Origin of the sequence: Proteus terrae subsp. cibarius (assembly GCF_011045835.1) — a bacterium.
Taxonomy (GTDB): domain Bacteria; phylum Pseudomonadota; class Gammaproteobacteria; order Enterobacterales; family Enterobacteriaceae; genus Proteus; species Proteus cibarius.
In genome coordinates this window covers 402,084-423,456 of sequence record NZ_CP047349.1, presented here as the reverse complement: position 1 = coordinate 423,456, position 21,373 = coordinate 402,084, and the positions used below count along the sequence as shown (strand labels likewise).

Below are 21,373 nucleotides of genomic sequence, written 5' to 3'. Positions count from 1 at the left end.
ATTCCTATCTACTAGAACTATTTAAAATTAATAATTTTGATATTAATGTTATTCGAATAAAAAATTTTTAAACTTCAATAAAAAAAAGCACATAATACTGAACCTGAAAACAACTTCGCGGTCATAAAGACCTCTACACCATACATTTTGATAATAATTGAACATGCAAAAATTAAAGTTTTTAAGGTTTTCGAAAGAAAATATTGCCCTTTTTTTAGCTGTCTATCTTGGTTTTTTTCTTAATCTTTCCGTTTACATTGGCCGATACGGCACACAGAATACAAACAACCCCCTCATTGATGCATTATATATCCTAGGTGAAATTGCAGTTAATATTGCCTTTACCTTCTTCTTATTACGATTACTCTCTTTCTTCGGCACTCTATTTTTTAAAATAATTACCTCTTTTATTCTCGTCGTGAGTGTTTGTGCTAGTTACTATATTTCTTTTTATGATGTAGTCATTGGATACGGCATTATCATTTCAACACTCACTACCGATACAGATTTATCTAAAGAGTTAGTTAGCCCAAATGTCATTATTTGGATTATTGGTTTATCTGTTTTGCCATTAGCGCTTATTTGGCTATGTAAAAAACCAGAGAAAAATCTAACGACTCAACAAAAGAAAAAAATCTGGATAAAAAACACTGCCAAAATGCTGGTGATTGCGCTGGCTGTTTTTGCCTATTTGAAAACACTCGATTCAAAACAAAAAGCCTATGAAATCAAAAATAACTTAGATTTACCTAGTTATAGTGGTGGTTTAAGTTATGCGTATTTGCCTACAAATTGGATTATTCCATTATTTCAATATGCAATAACACAGTATGACGATACGTTTAATAACCAGAATATTTTTAATCCTGCCGATCACTTCACTTATCAGCCCTCAAAGGCTAATGAAGATGTATATGTCGTCTTTATTATTGGTGAAACAGCAAGATGGGATCATATGGGATTGTTAGGATATGAACGTCAAACGAATCCTCTATTAAGCCAAGAGAAAAACCTCGTTGCCTTTAAAGGTATTTCTTGCGATACCGCAACAAAGCTCTCTTTAAAATGTATGTTTGTACGAGAAGATGGAACAGAAAGTAACGATCAGCGGACATTAAAAGAGAATAATATTTTCTCAGTATTAAGCCAACTAGGTATGTCATCAGAACTCTTTTCAATGCAAAGCGAATTGTGGTTTTACAATAAGCTTGATTTAGATAACTACGCAATGAAAGAGATGATGACCGCCAAAAACAGCAACTTTGGTAAAGAGTTGGATGACACTTTATTAATTGCTGAAACGGCGAATGCGGTTTCTCAGCATCCAAAGGGAAATCATTTAGTGATTTTACATACTAAAGGCTCTCACTTTATGTATTCACAACGTTACCCTGAATCATTCAAAAAGTATCAACCTGAATGTTTAAATGTGGATGATGAGTGTACTAAAGAGCAGTTAGTAAATGCTTATGACAACTCTATTCTTTATACTGACTATTTTATTGATGGCATACTCGACACATTACGCGATAAAAAAGCTATTGTGTTTTATACCTCCGATCACGGAGAATCTATTTCCGAAAAAGGTGGCTTACATGGCACACCAAAAGAAATTGCACCACCAGAACAATTTAAAGTGCCTTTCTTAGTTTGGATGTCGGATAGTTATTTAGCAGAGCCTGAAAATAAGCAATTATTTGATAACCTAAAACGTAATCAAGAACAAGATCGTACGTTCTATCATCACAATATTTTTGATTCGATGTTAGGTTGCTTGGGTTATTTGTCTCCAGATGGCGGTATTAATAATCAAAACAACCTCTGTTTTGGTGATATACCATCAACCCAAAACTAAGTTTTCTCAATAGCGAATAGACAAAAAACCACGCTCGATATTAAGCGTGGTTTTTTATTATTCTTAACTTAAATAAGTTAATTATTGATTAAAACTGGCATCAGTATAAAGTTGAGTGGCTTGAATATCTTTTACTGTTTTCGCCCCACCTAACATCATATTAATTTTTAATTCTTTATTTAAATGTTGGATAACTGAATTTACACCTTCAGCTCCCCCTAAATTTAATCCATAAAGAATTGGGCGACCAACAGCCACAACATCTGCACCACTAGCTAATGCTTTAAAAACATGTGAACCACGACGTACACCGCTGTCGAACACGATAGGAACACGTTTATTCACAACTTTTGCAATAGAAGGTAAAACATCAATTGATGCTGGACCACTGTCTAATTGACGGCCACCATGATTAGATACCCAAATTGCATCTGCACCCGCTTTAATTGCCACATCAGCATCTTCTGGTGATTGAATACCTTTTACAATTACAGGTAAACCAGACATTTTTTTCACGTACTGAATATCAGCAGGGGTGAAGGCTTGTTTAGCTTGCGCATAAATTTCGCTAATACCCGCACCTTTACCTGTCTTAGATTTATCATCGCTAATTTTTGCGAATGCTTCTAAGTTGGCAAAACCTAATGGGAACTGGAAATTATTTTTCACGTCATCTTCACGATAACCACCCACAGAAGAGTCAATAGTCATAATAATGCCTTTAGCGCCATACTGTTTTGCTTGAGATAAAATATACTCGTTAAAGGCATCATTTTTACTCATATACAACTGGAAGAAGAAAGGATAACCCGGTTTAGCATCAGCCACTTCTTTAATTGTTTTATTACCATAAGTACTTAATGAAAAAATAGAACCTGCTTTTGCCATACCTTTTGCTGTGGCGACTTCGCCTTGTTGATGTGCAAGCCCTTGAGCTGCCATCGGTGCCTGAATAATAGGCGTATCTAATTTAATACCCAAAAATTCTGTTTTTAAATCTAAGTCAGAAAATTCGATGCCTTGTAATGAACGAGGCATAATATATTTTTTATCAAATGCCGTCGTGTTTGAACGTAAATTATTTTCGTCTTCAGCACCACCACGAATATAACCAAAAGCCCCTTTATCCATATTTGCTTGGACTTGTGCTTCCATCGCTTTTAAGTTAACTATCTTAATTGGGCCTTCTGCGGTACTTGCTTTATATTCAGCAGCCTGTGCAACACCCACGCTTAATGCCATTGCAATAGCAGTGGTTTTTAATAATTTATTTTTCATTTCTGATCCATTTATTAATTACGGGCTTATATCTATAATTTAATAATCTTTAACTTCTATTAAATTATATTTATCGAAAAATAATATAAGCCCTATTATTATATAATATTTAAATTAATCACTTACTTTTTTGTTAAAGTATTATAGCTTGTCATAAGATTACGATAGTCTGGAATATGGTTAGCAAAGAGCGCACCTAATCCTTCAACATCATTACGCCAATCACGGTGTAACTCACAAGCTAAACCAAACCAGTTTATTAATTGTGCCCCTGCTTTTGACATTCTATCCCACGCAGAGTCACGAGCAATGGCATTAAAAGTACCTGAAGCATCAGTGACAACAAACACTTCAAAACCTTCTTCAAGTGCTGATAATGCAGGAAATGCGACACACACTTCAGTTACAACACCTGCAATAATCAGTTGTTTTTTACCCGTCGCTTTAACCGCTTTTACGAAATCTTCATTATCCCATGCGTTAATTTGACCTGGACGAGCGATATAAGGAGCATCAGGGAACATCTCAACAAGTTGAGGCATTAAAGGGCCATTAGGGCCATCTTCAAAAGAGGTCGTTAAAATGGTAGGTAAATTAAAGTACTTAGCGGCATTAGCTAATGCTAATACATTATTATTGAATTTATCAGGCTCGATATCTCTGACTAAAGAAAGTAACCCAGCTTGATGGTCTACCAACAGAACAGCAGCATTATTTTTATCGATACGATGATATTTAAAGCTCATAATAATCTCCGATAGCATAATAGAGGTAAGACTCAATTAAATAATAGCACCAAATTTATATGACAATATTCAGATCCTTTTAAATTTACAATTTAATGTATTTATTAATAATAAATAATCGACTGTAAACTTTAAATATATTTAAATATCACGACATTTAATTATCTGTTTATTTGTTTATATAAATTTATTTCGTTGAAAAGAATTATAAGTGCAACAATGCCTAAATGAATCTAAAGATTATTGTTTTAACCATTCAAAAATTTTGTTGAAGATTTAGAATTGAAAAAAGAGATAAAAAAAACCCCCGCGGGCGGGGGTGAGATAAGCGCAACTAAAAGGTCTCTAACTTACTATCAGGAGATGGGTATTCATTAATGGCGATTACGCACAATTTGATAGCGGCGAGTTAAATACTCAATAGGCACGCTCCAAATATGGACTAGTCGACAGAATGGGAATAATAAGAAAATCGTCATTCCTAAGAAAATGTGCAACTTAAATACCCATGCAACACCTTCAAGATTTGCTGAAGCACCACCGTGGAATGTCACAATAGATTGTGCCCATGCCACCAGCTTCATCATTTCACTACCATCCATATGTTGTGCAGAGAATGGAATTGTTAGTAGACCTAATGCCACTTGAATAACCAGTAGCGTTAAAATCATAATGTCACCAAATGAAGATGTGGCTCTCACTCGTGGATTGGTTAAACGACGTTTTAATAACATCACGCCCCCCACCAGCATTAACACACCGCAAGTACCACCGCCTACCATCGCCATAATTTGTTTATATTCAATAGGCAGAAATGATTCATACATCCAGTGTGGTGTTAACATTCCCAGAAAATGACCAGCAAAAATACCGATGATCCCAACGTGGAATAAGTTAGATGCCAATCGCATATTCTTCTTGTCTAGCATCTGGCTAGAGCCCGCACGCCAAGTGTATTGACCATAATCATAGCGTAACCAGCTACCGATAATAAAAACGGCACCAGCAATATAGGGATAGATATCAAAAAATAACATATTGATGTAATTCATTTTTGTGCTCCCGTATCCAACGAATTCCCCACGTTGAGATATTGAACTGCGGTCTCTTGTGCAAAACGACGCTGATGTTGGCTAATATTGCTACTGCCACATTGCGTACCTTCTCCAAGGAACGTCACTTGTTCTTCTTCCCATACCGCATCTAACGCCGCAGGGGTATCATCTAAAGGCTCTTTTTCTACTTGAGCAGTGAGTTGTGATGCTTCTAATCCACTTTGTGAGAGACAAAGCAATACATCAAAGAGAGCGTGATAATCACTGCCTCGTTGTTTTAAACGTTCACCTAACAGAGCCAAAATAGGTGCAATGTTATTTAGCCCTTCAATACACTCGGTTGTAGGTAAAAGCGTTAAATACTCAAGATAAGTAGGCAAATAGTCAGGGAGTTCACGACTACTTAATGTGATCCCGGCTTGTTGATATTGATTGAGCAGATCAACCATTGCCTGACCACGATCACGAGACTCGCCATGAACGTGTTCAAATAACAACAATGATCGCGCTCGACCTCTATCAAAAAGCTCACTGTAATTAGATTGTGCATCGAGCAACTCTTGTTGCATTAAGGCATGAATAAATGCCATTAATTTCGCAACTTGAGTCACAGGAAGTTCATCGGCTTCCTGTAATGCATCGATAAGTTCGCCTCGGTTATCCCACAATTCTTGTGTGGGATAATCTAAGAGATGAGAAATAACTTTCAGAGAGATCATTATATTTTCTCCTCTGAACGACGTTCATCTTGAGGTGTTCTTGATGTGATATCAATCGCATCAATACGATGACTATTAAACAAATTAAATTTGCTATCACTACCATGACAACCGTCACCAAAGCTAAAACCACAACCATTACGTTCTGGGAAAGCTTCTCTTGCGAGTTCTCGATGACTTGATGGAATAACAAAGCGATCTTCATAATTGGCAATAGCCAGATAACGATACATCTCTTGTGCCTGTGCTTCGGTCAAACCGACTTGTTCTAATGCACTTAAGTCTGTTTTTCCTTCTACGGTTTCAGCACGTTTGTAATGACGCATCGCAAGCATTCGTTTTAATGCTAATAACACAGGTGCCGTGTCGCCCGCTGTCAGTAAGTTAGCTAAATACTGAACCGGAATACGTAAGCTTTCGACATCAGGCAGTACACCGGTATGTGGTAACACACCCGCATCGGCAGCAGATTGAATTGGTGACAAAGGTGGCACATACCAAACCATAGGTAAGGTACGATATTCTGGGTGCAGTGGTAATGCCAGCTTCCAATCCACCGCCATTTTGTAGACAGGTGAACGTTGTGCTGCATCAATCACACTTAACGGAATACCTTGCTCTTCAGCAGCTGCAATCACTTCAGGATCAAAGGGATCTAAGAAGATATCTAACTGGCTTTGGTATAAATCTTTTTCATTATCTGCACTGGCAGCTTGTGAGATTTTATCTGCGTCATACAACATCACCCCCAGATAGCGAATACGTCCTACACAAGTTTCTGAGCACAGTGTTGGTTGACCCGCTTCAATACGTGGGTAACAGAAAATACATTTTTCTGACTTACCACTTTTCCAGTTGAAGTAGATTTTTTTGTATGGACATCCTGTTAAACACATGCGCCATCCACGGCACTTATCTTGGTCGATAAGCACAATGCCATCTTCAGCACGTTTATAAATCGCACCACTTGGGCACGTCGCAACACAAGCAGGATTTAAGCAGTGTTCACATAAGCGTGGTAAATACATCATGAATGTATTTTCAAACTGCCCATACATCTCTTTTTGCATGTTGGCGAAGTTTTTGTCCGCTGCACGTTTGCTAAATTCGCCACCTAAATCGTCTTCCCAGTTTGGGCCTTTTTCGATTTTGGTCATGCGCTGACCTGTGATCAGCGAACGAGGACGTGCAGTCGGTAACGAGCCTTCTGGAGCATTTTTTAAATGCTCATAGTCATAATCAAAAGGCTCATAGTAATCATCTAATGCAGGAACATCAGGGTTGGCAAAAATTTTAGATAATAGACCAACACGGTTACCCATTCTTGGTACTAATTTACCTTTGATATTTTTGATCCAGCCTCCTTTCCACTTCTCTTGGTCTTCCCAATTTTGGGGATACCCTGTACCCGGTTTGGTTTCAACGTTATTAAACCATGCGTATTCAACACCTTCACGACTAGTCCAAACATTTTTACAGGTAACTGAACAGGTATGGCAACCGATACATTTGTCGAGGTTCAGTACCATACCGACTTGTGAACGAATTTTCATTATGCCTTCTCCTGTCCATTCAGGGTCTGTTGATAAGCATCACCTTCACCATCAAGCCAATCAATCTGTTTCATTTTACGCACCACAACAAACTCATCACGGTTAGAGCCCACGGTGCCGTAATAGTTAAAGCTATAAGCCAATTGAGCATATCCACCAATCATATGCGTTGGTTTAGGGCAAACACGCGTCACCGAGTTGTGAATACCGCCACGCATTCCGGTCATTTCAGATCCCGGCAGATTTATTTGACGCTCTTGCGCGTGATACATATAAATCATGCCATCAGGAATACGTTGACTGACAATGGCTCTCGCCGTTAACGCACCATTACTGTTGTATGCTTCAACCCAATCGTTATCACTAATACCCATCTCTTTGGCATCATCTTCACTCAGCCACACTACGGGGCCACCACGACCTAGTGTTAACATGAGTAAGTTATCGCTATAGGTTGAGTGAATACCCCATTTTTGGTGAGGCGTCAGGAAGTTCAGCGCTTTCTCAGGGAAACCATTTGGTTTTTTACCTTTAACTGCATCAATCGCTTTGGTATCAATGGGTGGACGATAGACCACTAAACTTTCACCATAAGCACGCATCCACTCGTGATCTTGATACAACTGCTGGCGGCCACTTAACGTGCGCCAAGGGATCATCTCGTGAACGTTGGTATAACAGGCGTTATAAGAGACATGCTCATCTTCAAGGCCAGACCATGTTGGGCTTGAAATGATCTTACGAGGTTGAGCAACGATATCGCGGAAACGAATTTTCTCATCTTCTTTCACTTTGGCTAAGTGAGTATGATCGCGACCAGTCACTTTACTCAGTGCATCCCACGCTTTTACAGCCACTTGACCATTAGTTTCAGGAGCTAAAGAGAGAATAACTTCAGCTGCATCAATCGCCGTTTCAATTGCTGGACGCCCTTTTGCCACACCATCATGACGAACACGATTGAGTTTTTTCAGGAAATCGACTTCTGCTTGTGTATTCCAGCTGATCCCTTTACCACCATTACCTAGTTTGTCCATTAACGGCCCAAGTGAGGTAAAGCGAGCATAGGTATTTGGATAATCACGCTCAACAGGGATAAGGTGTGGTGCTGTTTTACCCGGAATAAGGTCACATTCACCTTTTTTCCAATCTTTCACATCAAAAGGCTGTGCCATTTCAGCGGCAGAGTCATGTTGAATAGGTAATGTCACTAAATCCGTTTCAACCCCTAAATGGCCTACACACAATTTAGAGAAGGTTTTAGCGATACCTTTATAGATTTCCCAGTCTGTTTTAGATTCCCAAGCTGGATCAACGGCTGCGGTTAATGGATGAATAAATGGATGCATATCCGACGTATTCATATCGTCTTTTTCATACCATGTTGCGGTTGGTAAAACGATATCTGAGAAAAGACAGGTGCTTGACATACGGAAGTCTAAAGTCACCACTAAATCAACTTTACCTTCACCGCCTTTATCTTGCCATTCCACTTCTTGTGGCTTAACTTGGCCTTGCTCGCCTAAATCTTTACCTTGTAATCCGTTTTCGGTTCCCAGCAAGTATTTCAGTAAATATTCATGCCCTTTACCCGCAGAACCTAATAAGTTAGAGCGCCAGATAAATAAATTACGTGGGAAGTTCTGTGGGTTATCCGGTTGCTCTGAAGCAAAGCGGATTTCACCTGACTTCAATGCATTAACGGTGTAATCCGTAGCACTAACGCCTGCTTTCTGGGCTTTTTTCGCAATAGATAAAGGGTTTAAGTTTAATTGAGGCGCTGATGGTAACCACCCCATACGCTCTGAACGCACGTTCATATCAACCAAACTACCGCTAAAGCGAGATTTATCGGCTAATGGCGATAACAACTCTGTTGGTGATACGGTTTCATAACGCCACTGACTTGAGTGGTTATAGAAAAATGACGTACTGTTCATATGGCGAGGCGGACGTTGCCAATCAAGACCAAAGGCTAATGGCAACCAACCTGTTTGTGGACGCAGTTTTTCTTGTCCAACATAGTGTGCCCAGCCACCACCACTTTGACCGACGCAACCACAGAAAATCAGCATATTGATAATGCCACGGTAAGTCATATCCATGTGGTACCAGTGGTTAATACCTGCTCCCACAATCACCATCGAACGACCGTGTGTTTTTTCTGCGTTATCTGCAAATTCACGCGCAATACGAGCGATATCTTGGCGACCTACACCTGTCACTTTTTCAGCCCATGCTGGTGAATATGCTTTGATTTCATCGTAGTTTGATGCACAGTTTTCATCATTTAAACCGCGATCAACGCCGTAGTTAGCTAACAATAAATCATAAACAGTTGTGATGTATTTTTCTTCGCCATTCGCAAGTGTAATACGCTTAGCAGGCAGTTTATGAACAATCACATCATCAAGGGCAACACCTTCAAAATATTCACTCTTGATGCCACCAAAGTAAGGAAATGCTACATCAACAATATCATCGTGATTATCTAGAAGGCCTAATTGTAAAGTGACATCTTCGCCACTTTTGCCATCTTTAGGCTCAAGATTCCATTTAGCAGCACCTTCCCAACGAAAGCCCATCGAACCTTGAGGTGCAACTAACTGCTGTGTTTTTTCATCAATAGCAACGGTTTTCCACTCTGGATTTTTCTCTTGATCCAGATTGTTTACTAAATCAGAAGCACGCAACATACGACCCGCAACTAGCTTGCCAGAATCATGTTTATCTAACATCACCAACATTGGCATGTCAGTGTAAGTGCGCACGTAGTTACTAAAATATTCAGTTTGGCGTTTAACGTGGAATTCGTTAAGAATAACGTGTCCCATCGCCATCGCCATCGCGCTATCAGTACCTTGTTTTGGATTTAACCATTGATCACAGAGTTTCGCGATTTCAGCGTAATCAGGCGTTACCGCAACGGTTTTAGTTCCTTTATAACGAACTTCGGTAAAGAAGTGAGCATCTGGAGTACGTGTTTGCGGTACGTTAGAACCCCATGCAATCAGGTAAGAAGAGTTATACCAGTCTGCTGATTCAGGAACGTCGGTTTGCTCACCCCAAGTCATTGGCGATGCAGGTGGTAAATCGCAATACCAATCGTAGAAACTTAAGCATGCGCCACCAATCAGAGATAAATAACGCGCACCCGCAGCATATGAAACCATCGACATGGCAGGAATTGGCGAGAAACCAATAATACGATCAGGACCAAACTCTTTGGCTGTAAACACGTTAGAAGCCGCAATGATTTCATTCACTTCTGACCATGAAGAACGAACAAAACCACCACGCCCACGCGCTTGCTTATAGCTTTTAGTTTTTTCTGGTGAACTAACAATGGAAGCCCATGCATCAACAGGATCGCTATGTTGTGCTTTTGCTTCACGCCATAGTTTAATTAAGCGTTTACGTACCATTGGGTATTTAACGCGGTTTGCGCTATATAAATACCATGAATAACTTGCACCACGGGGACAACCACGAGGTTCATGATCCGGTAAATCCGGACGTGTACGTGGATAATCCGTTTGTTGGGTTTCCCAAGTTACTAATCCATTTTTAACGTAAATTTTCCAGCTGCATGAGCCGGTACAGTTAACACCATGAGTAGAACGGACAATTTTGTCGTGTTGCCAACGACTACGGTAACCATCTTCCCAATCACGGTTAACATTCAGCTCTTGGCCATGATCCTTTGAAAAGGTATCGCCAAGCTGTTTAAAATAGCGGAATCTATCGAGAAACTTACTCATCAGATACTCTCCCAATGCGCGCGAGCGCTCTCACATTGCGTATAATTCGTCATTATTGTTTATTGTGTTTACGTCCATAGACCAACCAAGTGATCAAGACGCAGGCGATATAAAATAGAACAAAGATTTTCATTGCACCGGCAGGAGAGCCAGTCATAGCCAGTGATGTACCGAAGGCTTTAGGAATAAAGAAGCCGCCAATTGCACCAATAGCAGAGATAAAACCAAGTGCGGCTGCACTTTCTGTTACTGCTTCTTTTTGAGCAACTTCGTCTGAAGCGCCTTGTGCTTTCATGCGATCAACCGTAATTTTTCTAAACACCACAGCAATCATTTGGAATGTAGAACCACTTCCTAAACCGGCGGTTAAAAACAGCACCATAAAGACACCGAAGAAGGCGATAAATGAGCCATCAGCACCATTTACAGGCAGTGTTAAGAAAAGCAGAGCAGAGAAAATTGCCATGATGATAAAGTTGATCAGAGTGACTCTAATACCACCAAATTTATCCGATAAAGCGCCACCTACAGGGCGAGCTAAAGCACCTAATAAAGGCCCAAAGAACGCATAATGTAGAATAACGATATCTGGGAATTGGGTTTTAGAAAGCATTGCAAAACCCGCGGAGAAACCAATAAATGAACCAAAAGAGCACAGATATAAAATACTTAACAACCAGAGGTGACCACGTTTTAATACGGGTAATTGCTGGCTTAAAGAGGCTTTATTAGCCGCAAGGTCGTTCATGCCAAACCAAGCAGCACAGGTCAGAATAAGTAAGAAAGGAACCCAAACCCATGCAGCATTTTCTAGCCATAAACGTGAACCATCAGGCTGAACAACACCGGGGCCACTAAACATAGTAAATACGCCAACACCAATCACTAATGGCGCAACCAATTGCATAACACTGACACCCAGATTGCCTAATCCACCATTTAATCCTAAAGCACCACCTTGGCGTGCTTTAGGGAAGAAAAAGCTGATGTTTGCCATACTGGATGCAAAGTTTGCACCAGCAAAACCACATAGCAGTGAAATCACAATAAAGGTTGAATAAGATGTTGTGGTGTCTTGCACTGCAAAACCAAGCCAGATACAAGGAATGATGAGAAAGACGGTACTGATTGCTGTCCAGCGACGACCGCCAAAAATAGGAATAACAAAAGAATAAGGAACGCGTAAAATAGCACCAGAGACTGAAGGCAGTGCAGTCAGCATAAACAACTGATCTGTGGTAAAGTTAAAACCTACTTTGTTCAAATTTACTGCAACTGCACTAAAAAGCATCCATACACAGAACGATAAAAGTAAACAAGGAACAGAAATCCATAAATTGCGTGAAGCGATCTTTTGACCAGTCTTTTCCCAAAAAACTTTATCTTCAGGATGCCAATCTTCGATCACCCCTTTTCTCATTTTTTCTGGGTGTTGAGTGAGTGCCATAACAACCTCGATTAACGGTTAGATTGGCACCTTTTTACGATTAGAATTGTTAATTAGTCATGATCTGCATCAAGCAAAGATTTGTTTGATTTTTAAGCTGAAGTCGCTATTCACACCTAAGTATTAATAGGATTATACTTAATTTTTTATTTTAAATTAATAAGTTAAACTAAAAGCACTATAGTTTAGAAGTAAAATTACCTCCATCAGATATTTAGGGGTAATACTTTAGTAGTATATGACATTTGATGTATTTTTAAGGCAATATAGCGCCAGAATAAATTTGGAAAAATAACGATGAGTACAAATAAAATCCAATGGCACTACCGTTTTTCAATTATTAATCAGATAGCGATATTAATGTTACTTTTCACTCTATTGGGTGTGGTGGGAATGGCGATTTCTAACCATATTATTTTGAGTGTACAAGGTAATGCTCATGCGATTAATAAATCTGGATCGCTACGGATGCAAAGCTATCGCTTGCTATCTGCTTTACCCTTAGATGAGCAACATCGTTATTATCTTCACGAGTTAGAAACCGACTTAGACAGTGGTGAATTACGTCAAGTCCTAAGCAATAAATCGCTACAATCACAATATGCTCAATTAAATACTTACTGGAAAGACACTTTAAAGCCAACTTTGCTTTATGCTCAACAACGCGATGAAGCCAAACAAGAAGTTGCCTTTTTTGTTTCACAGCTAGATAAATTAGTATTAAGCATCGATCAACTTACAGAGCAAAAAATCAGGCTGGTGGCTTATACTCAGCTTATTTTCACTGCACTTACACTGTTATTACTGTTTGGCTCTGTTTGGCATTTCCGTCGCCGTTTATTACATCCTTGGCAACAGCTTATGGCGATGGCTAATTCGATTGGTCATGGTAATTTTTCAGCGCGTTTCCACCAGCGTACACACCATGATGAAATTGCCACATTGGGTATTGCACTTAATACCATGTCAGAAGAGCTCTCTACGCTGTATAGCGAATTAGAAAAAAGAGTGGTTGAAAAAACACACGACTTACAACAGAAAAATAAAGTACTCTCTTATCTCTATCACTCTAGCCAACAATTACACTCTCCTGCGCCACTTTGTGCCCGATTAAGACAGATATTATTTGAGCTTCAACAAATCATTCCTGATACTTACTTACAGATACGTTTATATGAAGATAATCATCACACACTCTTTAATGAAATCAGTTTAGAACCTCAACCACGCCCTGAACATTGTCCAGATCTGCAATGTGAACGCTGTGATGAAACCGCTTCAGCCACCGTTCCATTACGTAGTGAACTATTGCATTGGGAACTAGCCGATCAAATCCATCGCTATGGATTATTTGTTATGCAATTACCTGAACATACCGCCCTGACGGACGAACAGAATAATTTAATGCTATTACTGACAAAACAGATCTCAGCAATGCTGGCAATGGAACAGCAAAACGAGCAACAACAACAGCTTTTGTTAATGGATGAGCGTTCGGCAATTGCACGCGAATTACATGACTCTATTGCTCAATCGCTTTCTTGTTTAAAAATGCAAGTTAGCTATTTGCAGATGCAGTCAGAAACCTTACCGGATAATTGCCAAAAGCTACTAAAAGAGATGCGAGAAGAGCTTAATGTCGCTTATCGCCAATTAAGAGAACTGTTAACCACATTTCGCTTAAAACTCACTGAGCCAGGATTGCTTGCTGCCCTGGAAAGTACGCTGACTGAATTTAATCAGCGCCTTGGTTTTTCTATTAATTTTGACTATCAATTACCCGCAAAATGTGTGAACTCGCACCAAAGTATTCACGTTGTTCAAATCGTCCGTGAAGCATTAAATAATATTTTGCAACATGCCAATGCCAATTGGGCTGAAGTCTCTTTATCTCTAAATAATGGCATGGTTGAACTAAAAATTAATGATAATGGTGAAGGAATTAGCCCTAATCCTGAAAAATTAAATCATTATGGCCTTATTATTATGCGTGAACGCGCAAATAGCTTAAATGGTTCTTATACTATAAAAGTACGCGAACAGGGCGGTACTCAAGTGTTTGTTAAATTTCCATTAATAACTACTCATAAAGACCCTGTCTAAATTGGAGCAAGTCGTAATGAATAATATGGGATCCCCCACAGAAAAAGCGACAATTTTACTCATTGATGATCACCCGATGCTACGCAATGGTGTAAAACAACTTTTAAGTCTTGATACAACACTAACTGTCGTTGGGGAAGCTGGAGATGGTATTCAAGGTGTGAAGCTAGCTGAAGAGTTAGATCCTGATTTAATTTTACTGGATCTGAATATGCCAGGAATGAATGGTTTTGAAACGCTCGATCAACTGCGATTAAAGTCGTTATCAGGTCGGATCGTTGTTTTTAGCGTATCAAATTATAGTGATGATTTAGTCACAGCGTTAAAACGTGGTGCAGATGGTTATCTTCTAAAAGATATGGAGCCTGAAGAATTACTGGCGGCTCTAAAACAGGCAGCTGCCGGAAAAATGGTCGTCAGCCCTGCGTTAACCCCTATTTTAGCCGAGTCCTTACGTGAAGATCGCTCTGAAGGTGAGCGTGATATTGAACAACTCACCCCGCGTGAGCGCGATATTTTGAAACTGATAGCGCAAGGGTTATCAAATAAAATGATCGCACGTAAGCTTGATATCACGGAAAGTACGGTCAAAGTGCATGTAAAACATCTACTAAAAAAAATGAAGCTAAAATCTCGTGTTGAAGTTGCTGTTTGGGTTCATCAACAACGAGTCGATTAATTAAAGTTAGGTACGATGGGCTGGTGGGTATTCATCAGCTCAACTAACTCTTTCGCGCCTTTCTGTAACGACTCCCCTTTTAGCCACATAGCATGAATAGGTAATCGTAATTCATTTTTCGTATTCTTAAATTGAAGCTGTTTTAATTTACCTTTTTGCAATTGAGTATAAATCAGCGAATACGGTAAATTACCCCATCCCATCCCTGCTTCAACCATACCTAATGCCATTTGAAAGCTATCTGTTTGCCAATAATTCGTCGCCACTAATGAGCGCTCATCTCTTAACTCTTTGGTGTGACTTGCGATCATAATTTGACGAACATTCACAAGATCCTCAATGAACACACTTGCAGGATGTGCTAATGCAATATGACTTGCAGAGATTGTTGCGACCAATGACTCAGAGCCAAGATATTGAAACTGCTCATCACCATTCACATACAAGCCCCCATAAACTAGGCTCAGTTGAATTTTATGTGAATGCAACATCTCAATAATGTCATCTTGTGCCGCGGTTATCACATTCACATTAAGTAACGGATAACGTTGCGTTAATTCAGATAACGCAGGTAATAAATAATCAGGATTAATATCAGCTGCAACACCAATATTTAAGACACTTTCGAGATCCATCGAAAGCTCTTGTGCATGCACTTGTAATAATTTTAATTGCTCTGCGATCATTCTGGCATGAGGTTCAAGTGCTTTGGCTTTTTCAGTTGGCTGAGGCTCTCGTGATGAACGCTCAAAAAGCGCATAACCTAATTCAGCTTCCATATTCGCAATTGCCATGCTGACTGCTGATGGAACGCGTTTTAATGAACGTGCAGCCGCAGAGAACGATCCCTTATCCATCACTGCTAAAAATATCGCAATATGTTCACTTGAGAACTGCATGTTCACTCCTGATGTTTCAGTCAAATTGATACTAGCTAACTTTTTCTATCATTATTACTGATTTATCTTACGATGCTTAACGACACAGATCCACAGAAAAAGAGAGCACAATGCAAGGTATCAAACGAAAAATTGTCTACGTGACAGCTTATGAAATTTTTGGCTGGGTTATTTCATCAGTCGGGCTTGCACTTTTGGCTGATAGCTCAACAGCAGTAACAGGCCCATTAGCGCTGGTGATCACAACAATCGCGGTGAGTTGGAATTTTATTTATAATTGCATATTTGAATTTTGGGAGAGTCGACAAGTTTCGAGAATTCGAACGTTTAGACGCCGTCTAGTACATGCAATTGGATTTCAGCTAACACTGGTGCTCTATTTAATTCCACTGATTGCATGGTGGCTTAATGTTTCATTGTGGCAAGCGTTAGTTATGGACTTTGCACTGATTATCATCATCCCTTGTTATACCTTCGTTTATAACTGGGTATTTGACAAAATTTTTGGCTTACCAAAATCTGCATTACCTGAGAATGCACCCGCTGCCTAAGCAACAAATTAAGTAAGAAGAGTGATCCCAATAACGGATCACTCTTTAACAGGATAGATATCTTCTAACGCAAATTGCTCAATGCCACCTTCTAACTCGCAACGACCTAATCCAATATTTTTGTCATCAGCCGTTGTTCTTCTTAACAATTTACCCGTCACTTGAGAAAGCGTTGAGTCAATTTCAATCACACGGTAATACTCTTTCATATAGCTCTCTTCACCCAGCGCCATATAAACTAAAAACTCATCACCTGTTTTAATATTCATCTCGTTGTACTTACTCTTAGTAGTTAATCTAATGATGATAGAATAAGTTTAGTCTAACTAAAGGTAGTAAGAGAAAGATTGACTCACTCGATATTACATTAAGTTAATTTATTAATTTCCAACTCATCATAATGATGCTGATCAGAATAAAAGACAGTGTTAAGTATTGGAAAAAACGCTCTGATAAATACACAAGTAAATAGCGGGCTAATGGGATGGAGAGTAATGAACCTAAGCAGAGAATAAGTGCTGTGTGAACATCGGTATAACCACCTGCGCTATAAGCAATAGCAGAGCCACCAGAAAGGATCGTGGTAATAAAAATAGAAGTACCGATTGCCTCTTTAATACCCATTTGGGCAAAACGCATCAATACCGGTAACACCACTAATCCTCCTCCAACACCTGTTGCACCAAGTACAAACCCTGCACTCATTCCTGGTACAAATAAGGAAGAAAAAGTCACTGTAGAAGGTGGTGGCAAAACAATTAGAGGATCTGAAATTGCTGACCTTCTTACCATTCGCTGTAAAAATAAGATCAATGAAAATACGATAGCAACGATCATTAAAATATTAATCGCTGATTCAACACGATCGTAATATTGAGGTTGTGATCCCAACCATGTCACACCATAACTCGCTAAAAATGTTGCTGGAAACATTATCCCTAAGATTAATAATGCGGGTTTTAATGGAATATTACCTAACCGAAAATGAATATAAGAAGATGAGAGCTTCATTAGCATCGAGAGTAAATTTGCTGTTGCAACCGCAGCTAATGCATTCATACCAAAAAGATAAATAAGAACAGGTAATAAAATAACACCACCACCTACACCGGTCGTTGTAATAACTAACCCGATTGCAGCACCAATAAGTAGTTGTGTTACAAGCAACATCTTATTTCCTTTTTGGTTAAAATTTAACAAGCTTCGATTATAGGCAAAATAACTTATAACCAAAAGGAATTAGATATAACAAATAGGAATATAAATAAAGTTATTATAAAAAAGCCCTTTAATATGAAATTACCTCATATTAAAGGGCCGATATTAATGACGGGCATTACTCTTATTAATCAATAAGTTAATTTTAAACACACTTAATTTATTTCAGCTAAGACGGTTTCTGCTGAAAAATAGTCACCTGTTTTCGCTTTTTGCAGTAGTACTCCATCACAAGAAGCTACTACCTGCACTTCCATTTTCATCGCTTCCATAATGGCAATAACATCACCTTCTTTAACTTTGTCGCCATCAGCTAAGATCCAGCTATGTAATACACCAGAGATAGGTGCTGTGACTGCTTTTTCATTCTCTTCTTTCTCATTACTGGCATTAATTGCTGTTGGTATTACCGCAGAGAGCGACAGTAATTGAGCAGGTAAAGCGAGTTCATGACGACGGCCATCAATTTCAATAAAAGTACGAACAAGCTCTTCATTTTTTGCAGGTGTACTACGAGGGAAATGGGTATTTTTTGCCTGAAAATCTGTTTCAATCCAACGAGTATGCACTTTGAAATTTTTAGTAAAATCGGCATGCTCCATCATTTCACAATGGAAAGGCAATACACTAGCTACCCCTTCAATTTTAAATTCAGATAATGCTCGACGAGCCCGAGTAATGGCCTGTTCACGAGTTGCACCTGTCACTATCAACTTTGCCATCATAGAATCGAACTGGCGTGAGACCTGATTATTTTCAGTAACACCACTATCTACACGAACACCTGGGCCTGAAGGCTCAGAGAAATGCGTAATTAAACCCGGTGTAGGTAAAAAACCTTTCGCGGGATCTTCTGCATTGATCCTAAATTCAAAAGAGTGACCCCGAGGAACAGGCGTTTTATCAATACTTAGTGGCAAACCTTCAGCAATACGTAACTGCTCGATCACTAAATCGATACCCGCCGTTTCTTCTGTAACAGGATGCTCCACTTGTAAGCGTGTATTCACTTCTAAAAATGAGATAGTGCCATTTGCACTTAATAAAAACTCAACTGTACCTGCCCCCACATAACCTGCTTTAGCACAAATATCTTTAGCTGACTGGTGAATACGTTCACGTTGTTCGTCTGTCAAATAAGGTGCTGGCGCTTCTTCAATAAGCTTTTGATTACGTCGCTGTAACGAACAATCTCGTGTTCCGACAACAACAACATTGCCCAGTTTATCTGCGATAATTTGCGCTTCGATATGACGAGGTTTATCTAGGAATTGCTCAACATAACATTCACCTCGACCAAATGCAGTTACCGCTTCTCGTACAGCAGAATGGTAGAGCTCTTCAATTTCTTCCATTTTATGAGCGATCTTCAAACCTCGCCCACCCCCACCAAAAGCAGCTTTAATGGCAACAGGTAGACCATACTGTTTAGCAAAATCAATAACCTCTTCGGCATCATTAACGGGATCAGCCGTACCATTTACAAGAGGAGCACCAACAGATTGTGCAATTTTACGTGCTTTCACTTTGTCACCAAGCACTTCAATCGTTTCTGGGTTAGGGCCGATCCAAATAAATCCTTCGTCTTGTACCGCTTTTGCAAAATCAGCTCGTTCAGAAAGAAAACCGTAACCGGGATGGATCATTGTGACATTAGCTTTATGAGCAACATCAATGATTTTATTAATATCTAAATAGCTTTCTTTCGGCAAATTACCATTGAGTCCATAAGCTTCATCAGCAAGACGAACGTGTAGTGCATCAATATCATCATTAGCATAAATGGCAATTGAAGTTGCCCCATAGTCCTGACAAGCTCGAATAATACGAACTGCAATTTCACCTCGGTTTGCAATAAGTACTCTATGCTTCACTCGTTGTTTTTGGTTAATTGTTGTCATGAGTGGCATTCTCCTATCAATATTCTTGAAATTCGGTAATTGGATTAAAACGAATTTTAGCGTTAACAGGGATCTGCCCTGCGAGTGGTAAGTGATATTCAGCAACAGCGCCAATAACAGGATATCCTCCTGTTAATGGGTGATCGTTAAGAAACAAAACAGGTTGCCCATTAATCGGAACTTGTATTGCACCAATGCAAGTGCCTTCGCTCGATAGCTCTTGTTGTTGCTCTCGTACAAGGGGTGTTTCGCCCAATAAACGTAATCCAATACGGTTAGATTGTGGTGTCACTTGCCATAATTGAGAGGTTAATGTCTTTATAGCTTCAGTAGTAAACCAGTCAGTGCGGGGACCTAAAACAACATCAAGCGTAACAATATCACCTTGTTTTGGCAGTATTGATGTCGGCTGTTCATTAGTAAGAATACCGTTCGAGGTACTTTCATTATTTAAATGAAGTACATCACCTTCTTGCAAAGCATTAGGGCCAATTTGTGCCAAAGTATCAAATGCATAACTACCTAACACCTTTGGTAATTCAAACCCTCCTCTCACTGCAAGATAGCTACGTACACCGGTTTTTGGCATACCTAAAATAATTTCATCGCCACAGCGAACATCAATAGGTTGATAACCAGATAAGAATTCATTTTCACCCGACTCATGATTTAGCGTAATGGAACAATCTGCCCCTGTTAAAGCGATCACACAATCTTGTCGTGCTTTAAGTGCTAATCCACCTTGGGTTATTTCAAGTGCAACAAAAGTTGAGGGATTACCCACTAAACGATTGGCCGCATGTAAAGCGGGTTTATCAAGTGCACCTGAAGCAGATACTCCCATTGATGCAGCACCAATACGCCCTTCATCTTGAAATAAAGTTTGTAACCCTGCTGAAATAACATATAGCCCTTTATCATTTAATGAAAGCGGGGAAGCGACTATGGCTTTTTTCTCCGGTAGTGAAACGGTTATCGGTGATTTTTGTGCATCAACAAAATGCACTTCATTTCCCGGTAATAAAAAAGCGGGTTGTTCACGTGAGAGATCCCACATCTTTATTTCTGTGGTACCAATAAGTTGCCAGCCACCAGGGCTTTGTTGCGGATAAACTCCACTAAACTCGCCCGCTAATCCGACCGACCCTGCGGGGATACGTGTACGAGGCGTTTTGCGACGAGGCACATAAAGCTGAGTTTCATCTGCAATCAAATAAGCAAAACCTGGAGCGAAGCCAGTGAATGCAACTTGATAGGTTTGTTCTGTATGTCTACGGATCACTTCACTGGTAGCGATCCCTAATAATTCAGCGACCTCATTAAGATCCTCACCTTGATAATGAACAGGGATAGTTAATGATTGCGCTTGATGTGCTGATACCGCTTTGACTTCTAATTGTCGAAGTTGAAACACAAGTTCTTCAGCCGTGATTAGCCATGGCGTAAAGTGAATTAAGAGTGTTTTCGCCGCGGGTACAATGTCTTGAATAGCTGCAATATCCGCTTGTTTAACGGATTCATACAATGCGAGCGTCTCTTTTAAAGAGGAAAGCTCAACAAGTAAATGGGATAAGTTAACGGGTAAAAAGCGCAAAGTATCTTCCTCCC

The 21,373-nt window shown here is 39.6% G+C and carries 16 protein-coding genes; 4 read left to right on the top strand and 12 right to left on the bottom strand.

Annotated elements, in window-relative coordinates:
- The first annotated feature begins 163 nt into the window (after positions 1 to 163).
- Complete coding sequence (gene eptB / locus GTH25_RS02060; RefSeq protein ID WP_164530293.1) at positions 164 to 1,855, top strand: kdo(2)-lipid A phosphoethanolamine 7''-transferase; 1,692 nt, start codon at positions 164 to 166, stop codon at positions 1,853 to 1,855.
- Between the two features lie 81 nt (positions 1,856 to 1,936).
- Here eptB and GTH25_RS02055 read toward each other — a convergent pair whose 3' ends face one another.
- The 7 genes from GTH25_RS02055 to GTH25_RS02025 form a co-directional block, all read right to left on the bottom strand.
- Positions 1,937 to 3,133 carry a lactate oxidase gene (locus tag GTH25_RS02055; protein WP_075672938.1) on the bottom strand — a complete coding sequence of 399 codons (1,197 nt, stop codon included), beginning with the start codon at positions 3,131 to 3,133 and terminating at the stop codon, positions 1,937 to 1,939.
- A gap of 122 nt (positions 3,134 to 3,255) precedes the next feature.
- Positions 3,256 to 3,879: an isochorismate family cysteine hydrolase YcaC gene (gene ycaC, locus GTH25_RS02050; protein ID WP_075672937.1), complete on the bottom strand. Its 624-nt coding sequence runs from the start codon at positions 3,877 to 3,879 to the stop codon at positions 3,256 to 3,258.
- A 374-nt stretch (positions 3,880 to 4,253) separates the two neighbouring features.
- Positions 4,254 to 4,931, bottom strand: coding sequence for a respiratory nitrate reductase subunit gamma (gene narI, locus GTH25_RS02045; RefSeq protein ID WP_075672936.1), 678 nt, complete (start codon positions 4,929 to 4,931; stop codon positions 4,254 to 4,256).
- Entirely contained in the window at positions 4,928 to 5,653 is a 726-nt protein-coding gene (gene narJ, locus GTH25_RS02040; protein ID WP_075672935.1) for a nitrate reductase molybdenum cofactor assembly chaperone, read from the bottom strand. Before narJ ends, narI begins: the two co-directional genes overlap by 4 nt.
- The gene (gene narH, locus GTH25_RS02035) at positions 5,653 to 7,206 is read right to left on the bottom strand and encodes a nitrate reductase subunit beta (RefSeq protein WP_075672934.1); all 1,554 of its coding nucleotides are present in this window, start codon (positions 7,204 to 7,206) and stop codon (positions 5,653 to 5,655) included. Before narH ends, narJ begins: the two co-directional genes overlap by 1 nt.
- On the bottom strand, positions 7,206 to 10,967 hold the full coding sequence (locus GTH25_RS02030; protein ID WP_075672933.1) for a nitrate reductase subunit alpha: 3,762 nt from the start codon (positions 10,965 to 10,967) through the stop codon (positions 7,206 to 7,208). The genes narH and GTH25_RS02030 overlap by 1 nt, the downstream gene beginning before the upstream one ends.
- Positions 10,968 to 11,019: 52 nt before the next feature.
- On the bottom strand, positions 11,020 to 12,414 hold the full coding sequence (locus GTH25_RS02025; protein WP_075672932.1) for a NarK family nitrate/nitrite MFS transporter: 1,395 nt from the start codon (positions 12,412 to 12,414) through the stop codon (positions 11,020 to 11,022).
- 297 nt (positions 12,415 to 12,711) lie between these two features.
- Here GTH25_RS02025 and narX point away from each other — a divergent pair, with 297 nt between their 5' ends.
- Together narX and narL are read left to right on the top strand one after the other, a co-directional pair.
- Positions 12,712 to 14,517 carry a nitrate/nitrite two-component system sensor histidine kinase NarX gene (gene narX, locus GTH25_RS02020; protein WP_075672931.1) on the top strand — a complete coding sequence of 602 codons (1,806 nt, stop codon included), beginning with the start codon at positions 12,712 to 12,714 and terminating at the stop codon, positions 14,515 to 14,517.
- Between the two features lie 25 nt (positions 14,518 to 14,542).
- Entirely contained in the window at positions 14,543 to 15,196 is a 654-nt protein-coding gene (gene narL, locus GTH25_RS02015; RefSeq protein WP_082239485.1) for a two-component system response regulator NarL, read from the top strand.
- Here narL and GTH25_RS02010 read toward each other — a convergent pair.
- A complete protein-coding gene (locus GTH25_RS02010; protein WP_075672930.1) occupies positions 15,193 to 16,095 on the bottom strand; it encodes a LysR family transcriptional regulator in 903 nt (300 codons plus the stop codon). The genes narL and GTH25_RS02010 overlap by 4 nt on opposite strands.
- Before the next feature lie 110 nt (positions 16,096 to 16,205).
- Between GTH25_RS02010 and GTH25_RS02005 the strand changes: the two genes are divergently transcribed.
- Positions 16,206 to 16,646, top strand: coding sequence for a PACE efflux transporter (locus GTH25_RS02005; RefSeq protein WP_088493886.1), 441 nt, complete (start codon positions 16,206 to 16,208; stop codon positions 16,644 to 16,646).
- Positions 16,647 to 16,684: 38 nt separating this feature from the next.
- Here GTH25_RS02005 and GTH25_RS02000 read toward each other — a convergent pair whose 3' ends face one another.
- From GTH25_RS02000 to GTH25_RS01985, 4 genes are all read right to left on the bottom strand, one after another.
- Positions 16,685 to 16,915, bottom strand: a complete 231-nt coding sequence (locus tag GTH25_RS02000) for a hypothetical protein (protein ID WP_075672928.1) — start codon at positions 16,913 to 16,915, stop codon at positions 16,685 to 16,687.
- Positions 16,916 to 17,018: 103 nt separating this feature from the next.
- Positions 17,019 to 17,816, bottom strand: a complete 798-nt coding sequence (locus GTH25_RS01995; RefSeq protein ID WP_075672927.1) for a sulfite exporter TauE/SafE family protein — start codon at positions 17,814 to 17,816, stop codon at positions 17,019 to 17,021.
- Positions 17,817 to 18,019: 203 nt separating this feature from the next.
- A complete protein-coding gene (locus GTH25_RS01990) occupies positions 18,020 to 19,765 on the bottom strand; it encodes an acetyl/propionyl/methylcrotonyl-CoA carboxylase subunit alpha (protein WP_164530292.1) in 1,746 nt (581 codons plus the stop codon).
- 16 nt (positions 19,766 to 19,781) lie between these two features.
- On the bottom strand, positions 19,782 to 21,359 hold the full coding sequence (locus GTH25_RS01985; protein ID WP_164530291.1) for a 5-oxoprolinase subunit B/C family protein: 1,578 nt from the start codon (positions 21,357 to 21,359) through the stop codon (positions 19,782 to 19,784).
- Positions 21,360 to 21,373: the final 14 nt, after the last annotated feature.

Coding starts and splice junctions, on each gene's coding strand:
- GTH25_RS02000 (WP_075672928.1), bottom strand. CDS start 16,915: ATGAATATTAAAACAGGTGATGAGTTTTTAGTTTATATGGCGCTGGGT.
- narX (WP_075672931.1), top strand. CDS start 12,712: ATGAGTACAAATAAAATCCAATGGCACTACCGTTTTTCAATTATTAAT.
- narJ (WP_075672935.1), bottom strand. CDS start 5,653: ATGATCTCTCTGAAAGTTATTTCTCATCTCTTAGATTATCCCACACAA.
- eptB (WP_164530293.1), top strand. CDS start 164: ATGCAAAAATTAAAGTTTTTAAGGTTTTCGAAAGAAAATATTGCCCTT.
- narL (WP_082239485.1), top strand. CDS start 14,543: ATGGGATCCCCCACAGAAAAAGCGACAATTTTACTCATTGATGATCAC.
- narH (WP_075672934.1), bottom strand. CDS start 7,206: ATGAAAATTCGTTCACAAGTCGGTATGGTACTGAACCTCGACAAATGT.
- GTH25_RS02025 (WP_075672932.1), bottom strand. CDS start 12,414: ATGGCACTCACTCAACACCCAGAAAAAATGAGAAAAGGGGTGATCGAA.
- narI (WP_075672936.1), bottom strand. CDS start 4,931: ATGAATTACATCAATATGTTATTTTTTGATATCTATCCCTATATTGCT.
- GTH25_RS02005 (WP_088493886.1), top strand. CDS start 16,206: ATGCAAGGTATCAAACGAAAAATTGTCTACGTGACAGCTTATGAAATT.
- ycaC (WP_075672937.1), bottom strand. CDS start 3,879: ATGAGCTTTAAATATCATCGTATCGATAAAAATAATGCTGCTGTTCTG.
- GTH25_RS01990 (WP_164530292.1), bottom strand. CDS start 19,765: ATGACAACAATTAACCAAAAACAACGAGTGAAGCATAGAGTACTTATT.
- GTH25_RS02055 (WP_075672938.1), bottom strand. CDS start 3,133: ATGAAAAATAAATTATTAAAAACCACTGCTATTGCAATGGCATTAAGC.
- GTH25_RS01995 (WP_075672927.1), bottom strand. CDS start 17,816: ATGTTGCTTGTAACACAACTACTTATTGGTGCTGCAATCGGGTTAGTT.
- GTH25_RS02030 (WP_075672933.1), bottom strand. CDS start 10,967: ATGAGTAAGTTTCTCGATAGATTCCGCTATTTTAAACAGCTTGGCGAT.
- GTH25_RS02010 (WP_075672930.1), bottom strand. CDS start 16,095: ATGCAGTTCTCAAGTGAACATATTGCGATATTTTTAGCAGTGATGGAT.